This is a genomic window from Phycisphaerae bacterium, from assembly GCA_035275405.1.
In the GTDB taxonomy this organism is placed as follows: domain Bacteria; phylum Planctomycetota; class Phycisphaerae; order UBA1845; family UTPLA1; genus DATEMU01.
This window is the reverse complement of sequence record DATEMU010000001.1, coordinates 59,838-72,774: the sequence shown is the minus strand read 5'-3', so window position 1 is coordinate 72,774 and position 12,937 is coordinate 59,838. Positions and strand designations below refer to the sequence as shown.

Genomic DNA, 12,937 nt, shown 5'->3' with positions numbered 1-12,937 from the left:
CTTGATTGCTTCGAGTTTTCCTAGCGGAAGGTGGCGGCCACCCGGTCGCCCCGGACGACCCGCTCCGCAAGGGGTATCGTGTCAAGAATGCGCACTGTCCCGTCAAAAAATGAAACCGAAAGCCGGGCGCCGTCGGGGCTGAATCCGACAAAGTAGGCCGATTCCTTGCTCCGTAGGAGTGTCGCCACATTGGCGCTCGCATTCACGTCCCAGAGCTTGACGGTCAGATCGGACGATGCGGAAGCCAGGCGCGTTCTGTCCGGTGAAAATGCCAACCCCGTGATCTCGCGATCGTGACCGGTCATCGGGGGGAATGCCTTCCCGGTTTGTACATCCCACACCCGGATTGAGCGGTCATAGCCGGCTGACGCGACGAGGCGGCCGTCCGCGCTGAACACGACCTTCATCAGACGCGAAGTGTGACCTTCGAGCGCCCGTCTTTCTTCCCCGCTTTCAAGATCCCACAGCCGAACTTTTCCATCGTAGTCGGCCGAGGCGAACGACTTGCCGTCGGGCCTGATGGCGATGGAGTAGGCATAGCCGTCTTTGCGATCGATGGACTTCAGTTCGGTTCCCGCGTCGGCGTCCCAAATCTTGATCGACCGGTCATAGGAGGACGTAACGAGGCGCTTAGCGTCCGGGGTGAATTCCAGACTTGGCACGCCGCCCTTGTGTCCCTTCAGTTGGTGAAGCAGGCGCTGATTGGTCACATCCCAGACATGTACCACCGGGTCATTGGTCCCGGCGGCCACTCGAGAACTGTCCGGACTAAACGCCACACATGCTGCTTGCTCCGGAAGGTCGGCGAATGCAGCCAGGAGTTTTCCGCTCTGGGAATCCCAAATCTTCACGCTTCGATCCGAAGATGCCGTCGCCAGCCGTTTTCCATCCGGACTGAATGGCGCGGCCCATACGCCCTTTTCGCACCTCAGGACAAGCGGCGTGGCCGCATCGCCGACCTGCCAGAGCTTCACGCATTGGTCCTCTCCGCCGGTCGCCAAGCGCGCGCCGTCGGGCGAAAAAGCAACCGACCATACGGTCCCGCTATGACCATTGAGTTTTTCGATAAGTTCACCCTTGTTCGCATCCCAAATGCGGACGCTTTGATCCACGGAAGTGCTCGCCAGGCGCTTCCCGTCCGGGCTGAAGGCCAGGCCGTAGGCGGTCTTGTCATGCGCCGCCCATTTGCGAATCAGGTCGCCCGAGTCGGCGTTCCAAAGCCAGATCGCATTCGTGCCAGTGCTGGCGGCCAGGCGCATTCCATCCGGGCTGAAGACGACCGCGTTGAACGGGCTGTATTCTTCGCCGCCGTAGCCGGGACCGAGCTTGTGGACCTGTTTGCCTTTCTCAACGTCCCACACGATCACATGGTTGTCCCAAGAAGCGGACGCCAGCCACTTGCCATCCGGGCTAAACGTCACTCGCGTAACCGGCGGCTTTTCCACGTGGCCTTTGAAGGTTCTGAGTTCCTCGCCGGTTTGAGCATCCCACAGTTTGACGTAGCTCAGCATGGACGTGGCGATGTACTTTCCATCCGGGCTGAACGATGAGGAGTACACCTGGGTCTTTTCGTGTTTCAATGTCAGCAGGAGCCTGCCGGATTCGGCATCCCAGACTCTCGCCGCGCCGTCTGAACTCGATGTGGCCAGTTTCTTTCCATCCGCGCTGAACGCCAGGTGCCACAGTGCCTTGTCGTTCTCCTTAAGGGTGCGCAGGACGTCGCCGGATTCGGCGTCGCGCAAAATCGCCTCACCGTTGGCCAGGGCTTGACCCATGAGCCGGCCATCGGGGCTATAGGCCACGGACATCACCACTTCGCCTTGATCCGACCACGAGCGAACGCTCTGGTCCAGGTTGGCGGAAAAGTACTTCCATTCCCAGTTCCGATGGGATTCGGGAGCGCGATCAAGCCAGCGCCGCGCCTCGTCGGTCTCGTTCAATGCCAGGGAGGCGCTGGCGGCTGCGATATGGGCGAGATAGGACTCGAACTCACTGGCGTGCCCCGGTTCGCTATTGGTGGCGTTGCTTTCGGCCGGTTTTTCTGTCGTTTTTTTTTCGGCCGCCGGACTGGGCTCGTTTGCCGTCGTCGTGGCGAAGTGTTCCTGGAGCTTCTTCAGCGTATAGGCGTTGCCTCGATCGAAGTGCTGCCGGAGCTTCTGCGATTCCTCGTCGTCGCCATAACCCATCCCGACGCAGGTCACCCGAGTCTTTTCCGGTCCGAGGGACTCCAGATAGAGCACCGTCCACATGTTGTCGATCGCGGCCTTGAACGGGAAATTCGCCGGGCACTTGGTCGCCTTGATGGAGAGCATCCGCATCGGTTCAAAGCTGAGAATCGTGTTTTCGATCGTGTTCTCGTCGCCCAGAACGCCCTTGGGGTCGTAATGGGTGCGCATCTTCCCGCCTATGCGCAGGTCCACTTCGCCGTGCGCGACCATCCAGGACTCCACTCCTTTCCTGGTAGTAAAGGCTTCCCAGACGTCGGCGACGGGCGCGTCGACGACCGCCTCGTGCTTTAGTACGTCGCCCGTCGACGCGCTGGCATTGTCTTTCACGAGCGCGTTGTAAACGTTGTTGAGGAAGATCGGATTGTTTTTCAAAAAGTAGTCGTACGCGGCGTCCCATTCCTTGTCGCCGGGACGCCAGCCTATTACGGAGAGGCGCAACTTCGTCTTTGCTGGATCGAGCTTCGTAAAGTAATAGGCGCCCCACAACCCCCCCGCCCGAACATTGGGGTACTCAGGCGGAGCGCTTCCCGTTACCGACAGAATCTCCTGCGGCACAAATGCCAGGACGCGCGTCGGCGCGCCCGGCCAAAAGCAATACGAGCCACCGGGCTTCAATTCGACCAACGGCTCCTTCGCGCCCAGACGCTTGAACCCGTCGGTGGTCGCCAAAATGCTCCAAACGCGATTGATGGAGACCGGTATCTCCATCTCGAAATCCTGGCGCTTAAGCGGAACATCGACGGCCGTCACTTTCACGTGTTTGTCCATCCACGTCCGGGTCTTTAAACCCGTCTCGGGTTCCTCGGTGGCTCGCTTCGAAGGTGTTTTTTCAAAATGCTCCTTAAGGTTGTTAAGAACATAGCTCCAGGCCTGGTCGAAATAGGCGAAACCCTCGTCCCATTCCCTGCCCTTTTTCCATCCCAGTTGGGCGAACTTGACCTTCACCTTTCCGTCGCCAACGTCTTCGAACCGAATCATGACCTGGGTCTTGGCCCCGGTTCGACGAAGGCCGGGGACCTTGGGGGGAAACCCCCAATCGAAGGCCAGGAATTCATTCGGTATATAGCTGAGGATCTTCGCGCCTTCCGCTCCTCGCTTCCCCGTCTCATCCGCAGGTCCTTTGAAATAAATATCAAACGCCCCGCCGAGCTTGAGTTCGATCTTTGACTCGGGAGAAAAAAACGTGGCGATGCCCTCCTCGGTCGTCCAACATTTCCACACGTCGTCCAGAGTGGCCGACACGATGACTTCCTTACGCAGGATTCGCTCGGTCGCATCGGACTTCAGTTTTCTGGACGGCGCCGGTTCGGCGAGCGCCGCAGCAGCGCAGAAGCCCGCCACCATCGTTGCCTGAATGATCTGATTTGCTCTCATCGAACTCACCTCTTCCTCTTCAGCGCCATGTTCAATTCATCTCGCCGGAACCCTTGTTCCGGTCAGCCGCCCGCGTTCCCTCCGCGAGCAATCGGTCAAAATAATCCCGAAGCTGGGCCACGGCTTCGTCGTAGGGTCTCACGTCCCGGTGGCCCCGGGCCTGCATGATCCCGCCCTCCAGGACGGTTAAAACAAAACGAGACAGGCGTTCTCGATCCACGCCCGGCGGAAGCCGATCGGCGGCGTCATCCAGACAGCGGCGTATCACTGCACACCAGTTGCTGAAGTTGAGGGCGATCTTCTCGCGAACGAGCGGCCGGGAATCGCCCAGCTCCAGCGCGAGATTCCCGATCGGACAGCCCAACGTGCAGGCCGTCTGCTCCAGCATTTCGTGATAACCGGCGAGAACCGCGAAGATCCGCTCGATCGGGTCCGACGTCGCGCCCAGAGCCGGATCCATGACCTCGGGCATGAGGTTTTCGAGATACCAGTCGAGGACGGCCAGCAACAGTTCTTCTTTCGACTTAAAGTAGTAATACAGACTGCCGCTGTTCGCCTTCGCGGCCTTCAGAATCTCCGCCATACCCGTTGCGGCGTAACCCTGCTCATGAAACAGGCGTCTGGCGGTCATCACGATGCGTTCTCGGGTTGGCTCCGTCGCTACCACTCAACGTCCATCCGTTATTAGTTGAACATTCAACTAACACAATACCACAGTGGTTAATGGAAAGCAAGTCATCCTACTGATATTTTGTAACTAATTGTGAAATATACAGTTAGTGTGTTACATGGGCCGACCTGCGGACTCGTCGCTGGTGGGTTGAGTGGAAGCATCTCCACTCGGAACGCTCGCCAAGCCCTTCCGCATCTGGCGGTACAGCGAGGCAAACTCGCCGCTATTGTCAATCCCGTCGTCAATCAAACGGAGCGCATCGACGCGCCGTCCCACCGACATGTACGACACGACGAGTGCCTGATCCACGGCAACCAAGTCCGAACCGCTGACCTTGGGGCGCGCTGCCAGGAGGAACGGAATCGCCTCGTTCCATTCGCCGCGCAGTTGATGGAGGCGTCCGCAGTAGCGTTCGGCCATGCCCGATTCACTGCGGCCGTGGGAAAGAAGGAAATTTCCGCGCTCGATGCACTCCAGCGCGAGCGCGCGATCCTCATCGCTCAGCTTCTTGTGGAGGCGTTCGCGGCACACCAATCGAAAGTAGTTGTATTCAAGGTTCCACGAGGAATAGTGCGCGACGCTGCGCCGGGCGACCTCGTAGAGGCGTTCGGCCTCGTCATAGTTTCCCATCCGGATCATGACCCGCCCCACCATTCCGGTGATCGGCCGTTTTGCGCCCGGATGCGTCATGGGGTCCTGCCATTTGCGCGCGACGGTCACCACTTCGGGAGGCACATCTCGCTCAATGTCCCTGCAGATCGCGTCAAATCGCTCATAGGCTTGTGGGTTCGTCCGTCGAATGAAAGGGACATCGCAAAGCACGCGGACGGTATGCGCAACCCCATAGCGGTCGTACGGATTGTCGCCCAGTCGCCGGAGATATTCCCCATCGCCCGGCAAGTTTGCGAGGGCTTCGGGACGGACCGTCATTTCGCCCGTCAGGGCCGTCATCGCCGAGACGATAGCCCGCGCGGTCAGCGCCTGGCCGAGCAGGCTGGGATGGACGTGGTCATCCATCAGCTCCCATCCGACACAGCCGCCCTCGCTGGCGTCTCGGAAGGCCTTTTGCAGATCGCAAAGGACGGCGCCGGATTGCGCGGCGGCTTCGCGAATCGCCTGATTGCTCGGCCCCGGACATCGCCAGGGCATCGGATCCAGATCGATTGCCTTTTGGAACGAAGCGATCGCGCTGGAATAGTCTTTCTGGGCATATTGTGCCCGGCCCAGGAGATATTGCGCGCGGGCATGAGTCGGCAAGAGCGCTGTCGCCGATTTCAGTTGGACGATCGCCGATCCCGATTCGCGATCCATGAGCTTTTCAGCGGCTTCCAGTGCGGCGTGCAGCTTTGCCTGGTCCTCCGGCGAAAGGACCGACGCGTCGGAATCTCCGAGAGGCGCGAGATCGCGCTCGTTGGCAGCCATCGTGCAGACGATGACCGGTACACCGCGGGCCTTGCAGCGTTCGATGATCTTCCCCACATGTGTCTTGAGGTTGTACGCAGCGGCGCCTCGCAGGGGATCGTCCGGCGCGGTAAACGATTGACCGACCATGGTCTCCATCAGTGTGCGTTGATGGCCGGCGGGCTCTGCGGGACGGGCGAACGAATCAATGAACTGAACCAACGCCAGACTGCGCAGCGTACGGTGCAGGGCCATTGCCGTGGGCGTGTTGCCGGCGCGATGCAGCGAGGCGACGCCGTAGGCGCCAAAGAACTCGTTGTTGCCGCAGTGGACGATGACCAGGTCCGGCTCGTAGTCGAGCGCCTCCGTCAACATTCCCAGCACGGGAAAGCTCGCGACGGCGGTCGTACCGAGGTTGATGACCTCGACCTTTCGATCGAGCCACAGGTCGTGAAGCATGGCCTCGAGAAAGGCGGAAGGCGCAAAGCACATCGGCTGGGGAAACCCTTTGGCTGCGGACTCGCCGCCGATGACGACGCGAATGGTGCCTTTCGGTTTGGGGGCCAAAAAAGAATACGTGTCAAGCGTGCCAGGGCGGCTCTTGTTGGCGAAAAAATAGGATGCCGGGCCGGGATTATCCGTGATACACAACGTTCCGCCGGACATCGGGCCGACGCGGAGGATGGTGGGTGGGTAGCCGCCGTACTTTGCGAACCGAAGGCCGGCTTCGAGTATTCCCAGGAAAACAACCGGGATCAACAGCGCGAGGGCGACGTAGATACGCCGTTTGCGGCGCGAGAGCACGGATCGGCCGGGAGGCGGAACATTCGTGTCGGCAACCTGCGTCTCGGCATTGGGCTGGCGTCTGGGCATCGTAATAGCGGCAGTCTAATCGAGGGACAAGTCGGCGCAAAAAAAGCGGCCGGTCCCACTGGGAGACCGACCGCTTCGTCATCTAAAGAACAGGAGTCGAAAATCAGCGTCGGCGTCGGACGAGCATCAAACCGCCGAGGGCGAGGAGTCCGAGCGTCGTGGGTTCAGGGGTCGTTGTGTATTCAACGGGATGGGCCTCCGAAGCATTGCCCCAGTCACCGATTTGTTGGCCCGGGTTGCCGAGCGAGTCGACCGCGCCGTCTCCGCCACCGCCACCGCTGGTGAAGGCGTCCAATAGAATCGTCTGATTCGGGCCGAGGCCCATCGCGGCAAGCTGCGTCGTGATGGTGACCATCGTCGTGGAATTAGAAATCGTGATGTCGAGGGGCGGGGGATTGTAGGTCGCCTGGGTCAAGGTCCAGGAACCGCCGTAGTTGTACAGCTCGGCACCGTCGCCCGAATCGACCCAGGAGCCGATCCAGTAATCCGCGCCGCTGGGCATGCTGATCGGGCGGGCCCAACCGTTGCCGCCCGTGTCACCGCCGGCGACGCTGTCGATGATGACCATGTATTTGCCCCAGTCCGTCGCCTCGGTGTCACCCACGAGCGTGAACTTGAAGGAAATGTCGGTCCCGTCGTCTGTGACTTCGAGGGAAACGATGTCAAGAATACCACCGCCGGCACCGGTGAAGGTGTCTCCGGTGTTGTCGTTGTACAGGGTGGCTTGGGCGCTCTGAACGCAGAGGCCGATGACTAATGCTGCTAACAACTTCTTCATTTCCATCACTCCTGTTCTAGCTGGCGAGTTGCTTCTTTTTCCTCTGACAGCACGGAAAGCCCGCGCGTCATGATTACTATATTACGCTTCAGGGGTAGCGCTTTCCCGCAATTCTCCCCCTAGCTGACTCTGGAAAAACAATTTACCAGATTTGGGATCGCATTTCAAGACCCTGCATACACAATCGTGTCCTGGCACTTGGCGAAGGGCATAACCCCCCATAAGCCCACAAGTATTCCATATATACCATCTGGTAAAATTGGGTATCTTGGGTATAGTGGATAATATACCTTTCTTGGAACGGTAAGTCGACACTTCCCGGCTAATATGAATCGCAGGTTTCCAGGTTCTCACCCGGAGCATACGTCAGGCTGCCACCCGTAACGTTGTTCACGCAAAACGTGAACGTGACCGGTGGTGTGATCTTGGAGCTTGTAGTAAGGGTTGCAACGCCGTTGGAGTTTGTGGTCGCGCTGAGCGTCTGAGAATACGAACCCGTAAATGTCCCGTTCACACTCACCCCGGAGACCGGGTTGCCCAAGTTGTTGACGATCGTGACCGTCGCACGTCCCTTTACCTTTCCCCCGCCCGCGTTGACAGTGGAGAGGACGATGGAACTGACATGCATAGTGGTCGGCCCGGCCTGGGGGGTTGCTGACGCCTGGCTGCTGTTGCCGCTCTCGTTGTTCGAGCCATCCATCGCTCGAACAACGTAATAATAGGTGACGCCGTTGCTCACCGTGAAATCCGAAAAGGCGCTGGCCGTGACAAGGGCGCCGTTGACTGGAGAATAGGGCCCGCCGCTGGTGGTGGATCGATAGACATTGTATCCCGCCAGATCGGGCTCCGAATTGTCATTCCAATTGAGGTTGACGACGGCGTTGCCGCCGGTGGCCGTCAGGCCGGTCGGCGAGGCCGGAGGCGTCGTGTCCACGCAGGCAGGATCGCTGAAGGTCTGCCCGGTATTGGGTTGACCCTGAGTGTTTGCCTGCGACGGCTGCCAGGTGAAGTCCGCATACTGCTTTCCGGTACCGGCGAGCTGGAGCGAATGCCCTACCGTCGACGTGCTGCTTTCACTGACACCCACGTCCACCGAGAGCATTCCGGAGGCCGGACCATCGGTCGCTGTAAATGAACCTTCGTAACTGAGGAACTGAACGACGGCGTTGGCCGCATCGACCAACGCGATTCCATCCGGTGATCCATTTTGGAGGCCGGTGAAGGCGAAACCCAGTGTTCCGAGGCAATCCTGTTGGTCAGGAATCGTTCCCGAGAGACTAACCGTGGCGTACGTCGCCCCGCCGCTGCCGTTGTAGCCAATCAACCTCCAACCGCTCAGGCTCGTCCCCGCCGGGCCGGCCACTTCCACGAATTCGCCGGTGTCGGTGCCGTTGTTGTCGTAGTGAAACTCGTTGATCCAGGGAGTCGCCGGCCCTGAAGGCGTGGCGCCGGCCTCGTTGCTGTTGCCGGACTCATTGCTGGAGGTATCAACTGCCCGGACGACGTAGTAATACGTCGTGCCATTGCTGACCGTCGCGTCGCTGTAGACGCTGTTGGTTACGAGGGCCCCATTGATCTGTGAATAGGGTCCGCCGCTCGCCGTGCCCCGATAGACGTTGTATCCGGTGAGATCCGGTTCGCCGTTGTCGGCCCAGTCCAGATCGACGACACCGTTTCCGGCCGTGGCGATGAGACCGGTCGGCGCAGCCGGAGGCGTCGTGTCTCCCCCGCAGTTGGCATTCCAAATACAGTCGACCCATTCGGGATGATCGATGAACGGGTTGCGATTGCCCTGGTAGCTGAAAACGACGTCGTTGCGGGCCTGCTCTACGGCATCGACGGGATCCTGCGTGTGCCAAACCAGCAAGGCGGCCAGCATTCCCATGTAGGCGACGGATTCGTTGGCCCCGGTATTGGAGGCGTCGATCAGGGCCTCATTATCCGTGACGATCAGGTCGGGCTCCGGGATACCGGTGATGCCGTGGGTCCCGCCCTCATAGCGAAGGTCCATGTAGAGGATCGCCCGGGCGACATCGCCGCGGCGACCGTTCCACGTCTCCCAGGTGCCCGCGGTAAAGGACCCGCTGGTCCAGTTGGAATTTCCAGGATAAACGCCGCTGCCGCCGCCCTGTCCGTTGTTGGCGTCGGTGACTTTTTCGGTGCAGGCGGCATCGCAGAAACGATAGGGTTTGTTGCTGCGCGAAGAGTTGTAGCTCCCATCGCAGAGCATTAGCGCATGGCAATCGGTATAGGGGTAGTTGGAGGAATTGTCGTTAGGGAACCCGTAGGAGTTCGGCCAGGTGTGTTCGCGCTCGTAGAAGCTGTTTCCCGCTCCCACTTTGACGTAGCTGGCGTTCTTGTAGATGTCGAGAATATTGGAGGCGTTGTTGGGGTCTTCGTCAGCCTGTTCGAGGATGTTCCACGTATCGGTCGCTGTCGACGTGTAAGGGAAGCGCGTATGATCGTCGATAACCGGATGCAGCGTCGCCCGCAGCGTTGCTGCGTTCGTCGCGTCGACCGAATCGTAGTAACCGGGCGGTGGCTGAGCCACGCTGCGGTTTGCGCCGAGGACGACCCCGAGCGTCAGGACAAGCAGCTTAGTGCATAGGCTCGCGGGGCGCGTACGAACAACATCCGAATCATGAAAAACGGCACTCGACATGCTGGGACCTCCGGTCTGAATCCGCGGGTTGGTGGACAAGAACTGCAACCCTCAAAACCGGCTCCGCATCCTAAACACATCGTTTTCTGATTACAAGAGTTTTTACAAAATCTTCATGAAACCAATCGCGCGCGTCCGGTCCGAACGAACCGCGATGGATGGCGACGTTTGGAATAATCTTGAGAAACCGACCGCCAAACCCACTATTGAAGCAGTTGATCGACCAGGACGGGGATGTCGTCCTCGTCGTTCAGGCCGTCGCAATTCATGTCGGCGGCCGGCCCGTAGTTGGGGTTGAAGCCGGTCAGGAACCATACGAAGGATTGGATATCGCGGGCGTTGCGGGTGCCGTCGGCGTTGACATCGCCGGCCCCGAGACCGGCGCCGGTCTGGGACTGGATTCCCACAAAAGTCTTGTGCCGGACCTTGGTGAGGCCGGTGGGCAGGGTTTCAAAGGCCACGACGTCGAGGCGGTGGTTGCCGCTGACATACGTGGCGCGGTTCCGCGTGAAGGTGTCCATGTACTGGCTGGCGAGGTTGCTGGTGCCGGTGGAGAGGCCAATGAAATCGGTGCTCTCCTTGAGGTCGAAGAACATGTAGACCTTGTCCACGGTGTTATCCACGCCCTTCACGACGAAATCGTAGGGGACTGAAGGCACGTCGTTGTTGCAGGTGTTGGTCGGTTGGATCAGCTCGAAGTCCGGATTTTCGATGTCCACGTAGATGACCAGCCGAAACTCGCCGAAGAGCGGATCCCCAACGGTGCGATGGCGATAGGCGCGGACGGTGATGTAGTGATAACCCTCGCCGAGCGCGGCTGCGTCGATGGTCTGGCGATAAGTGCCCGTGCCGCCCGTGTACCGCGGCGAGTATTCTGTCAGGAAGTTCTCAAAACCGTAGCTGGGGCTGGTGGATGGCGTATTTCCGGGATTCAGATCGGAATTCGGAAGCGCGTTGTAGGTTGAGCCGTTGTTGTTGTAGTCCTTGAATCCCTGGTCGATTCGGAATACGGCGTGATCGTCGCTGTCCGGATCGGTCGGGTCGGTGTGGATCGTTTGTAGCTGAATGTCGAAGGTCGCAGAGTTCACCATCACGACGGAGTTGACCCGCTCGCGGTAATCCGGCGTTCCCGGGACGTCCGGCCCGGCGATGACCGTCGAGGCGTTCACGATGCTGAGCGTCCCCGTCGGGACGGCGGGGCCATAAATCACATACCCCTTGCCGTGGAAGACACCATTCGCGTTTTTGTTCCGTGGAATACTGAAGGTGACGCTTCCGCCCGCGCCGACCGTGAGGAGTTCCGGGTACGCGGAATTCGGATCGACGATCGGATCGGCGGCGTTGCCGGTCAGTTCGTGGAGGCGGGTGCCCTGGGGGAAGGTCGTCGTCACCGTGCGCGCATCGGAGCCGTTGTTTTCTGAGTCGTTCAGGCCGATCAGGACGTTGTCGACGCTGCTGGGCGTTCGGCGGCTGAAGACGAGAACGTCGGTATTGCCGGTGGAAAGTGGGATGAACCATCCGCGTGCGTATTGATTGCGAATCTTGAGCAAGGTCGTGATTTGTGACGATCCGAGGCCCAGTGCGTCGGCACGGCCGTTCATCTGGGGGAAACCGGTCGCGCCGTTCTGTCCGGCATGGTGGTACACAATGGCGGGGCCGGTGCGCATGAGAACGTAGGCCTGGGCGACGGCATCCGCTTCGCCGGTGGCAATGGCGTTGTCGTGGCTGTTGACGTGATGGACGCCGATTGTGCCGTTGTTGAAGCCATCCACATTATCGACGGAGGCGCCCATGACCGTGTCCCACGAACTCGTGCCATCGTTGTTGACCAGGTCGCGCAGGGCGCCGGATTCGTTGATCTCAAGGGCGTCGCGATTGCCGTAATCGTAGCCGGATGCGGGCCAGCCGCTGCCGGGCTCGCCGGGCTTGCGAACCCAGTTGGCGATGTTGGAATTACTTTCGACGGCCTCGACGAAGGAGTAGGGCGTCTTGACCAGACCGTCGAAATCGACCCAGCGCTGGTACACGGAGGCGTCCCACAAATTGTCCCAGAACCATGTGGGGATGTGCTTGGCGGCGTCGAGGCGGAAGCCGTCCACCTTGAGCACTTCGAGATAGTACTGCGTCGTGCGGAGCAGCAGGAACGCCGCGCTTTCCTCGACGGCGTCACCGGCCATCGGGTTGGCGGGATTGAACGGATAAAAGGTGTATTGCGGCGGGCCGGGGTTTCGGCTCGTGCCGGGGTTGTTGTCGGATTCCGGCGTCAGTGCAAGATCGGGGTAGAACTTGACGTTGTTGGCATTGGGCAGATTGCGCAACGTGCCGGCGGGGATATTGTCGGGGTTTCCGGCGGCGACGGGATGCCGAATCATGCTGTGGACTTTTTCCTGGGCGATATCGATCAGGCCGAGGAGGCGTCCGTCATAAAGGTTGTAATTCGGGCCGCCCGGATTTTCCGATTGCGTGCCCTTGGTATGGAAGTCGCCGTACGGATCGCCGCCGTAGGAAAGGACGAAACCGGGATAGCCCCCCTGCGCCTCGAAATTGGGCGTGTCGTTGTCGCTCGTGCCATTGTGGTTCATGATCCAGTCGACGAAGACGTAGCAGTTGGCCCGATGATAGGCGTCGATCATCTGACGGAATTCAGATTCGGTGCCATAGCGCGTCGGCGTGGTGGGATTGCCGAGGTCGAACCGATCAAACACCGCGTATCCGACATCCGTAGTATTGGTGGGGCCGCCGCCCCGCTGGGGAGGTGGAAGCCAGGTACTGTCGTAGCCGGCCATGAAGACGTCGGGCATGCGATAGCGCATGGTGCTCCACGACGCCTCGAAGTACTGGAGCATCGTATAGGGACGAGTCTGTGCGGAAGCGGGGCGCGGGGTCACACCGAACGCCACCACAAGTACCGCGAGTACACTGGTCCTGATCGCGTCCCTCATTGACTG

The 12,937-nt window shown here is 59.9% G+C and carries 6 protein-coding genes; all 6 read right to left on the bottom strand.

The window, feature by feature from the left end; genetic code table 11:
* Positions 1 to 20: 20 nt before the first annotated feature.
* Positions 21 to 3,602, bottom strand: coding sequence for an SRPBCC domain-containing protein (locus tag VJZ71_00255; GenBank protein ID HKQ46483.1), 3,582 nt, complete (start codon positions 3,600 to 3,602; stop codon positions 21 to 23).
* Between the two features lie 31 nt (positions 3,603 to 3,633).
* The gene (locus VJZ71_00250; protein HKQ46482.1) at positions 3,634 to 4,233 is read right to left on the bottom strand and encodes a TetR/AcrR family transcriptional regulator; all 600 of its coding nucleotides are present in this window, start codon (positions 4,231 to 4,233) and stop codon (positions 3,634 to 3,636) included.
* Positions 4,234 to 4,386: 153 nt separating this feature from the next.
* The gene (locus tag VJZ71_00245) at positions 4,387 to 6,549 is read right to left on the bottom strand and encodes a tetratricopeptide repeat protein (GenBank protein ID HKQ46481.1); all 2,163 of its coding nucleotides are present in this window, start codon (positions 6,547 to 6,549) and stop codon (positions 4,387 to 4,389) included.
* Between the two features lie 103 nt (positions 6,550 to 6,652).
* The gene (locus VJZ71_00240) at positions 6,653 to 7,327 is read right to left on the bottom strand and encodes a PEP-CTERM sorting domain-containing protein (GenBank protein HKQ46480.1); all 675 of its coding nucleotides are present in this window, start codon (positions 7,325 to 7,327) and stop codon (positions 6,653 to 6,655) included.
* 322 nt (positions 7,328 to 7,649) lie between these two features.
* Positions 7,650 to 9,989 (bottom strand): endonuclease, encoded by a 2,340-nt coding sequence (locus VJZ71_00235; protein HKQ46479.1) that lies wholly within the window; start codon positions 9,987 to 9,989, stop codon positions 7,650 to 7,652.
* A gap of 203 nt (positions 9,990 to 10,192) precedes the next feature.
* Complete coding sequence (locus tag VJZ71_00230) at positions 10,193 to 12,931, bottom strand: alpha-amylase family glycosyl hydrolase (GenBank protein ID HKQ46478.1); 2,739 nt, start codon at positions 12,929 to 12,931, stop codon at positions 10,193 to 10,195.
* Positions 12,932 to 12,937 lie beyond the last annotated feature (6 nt).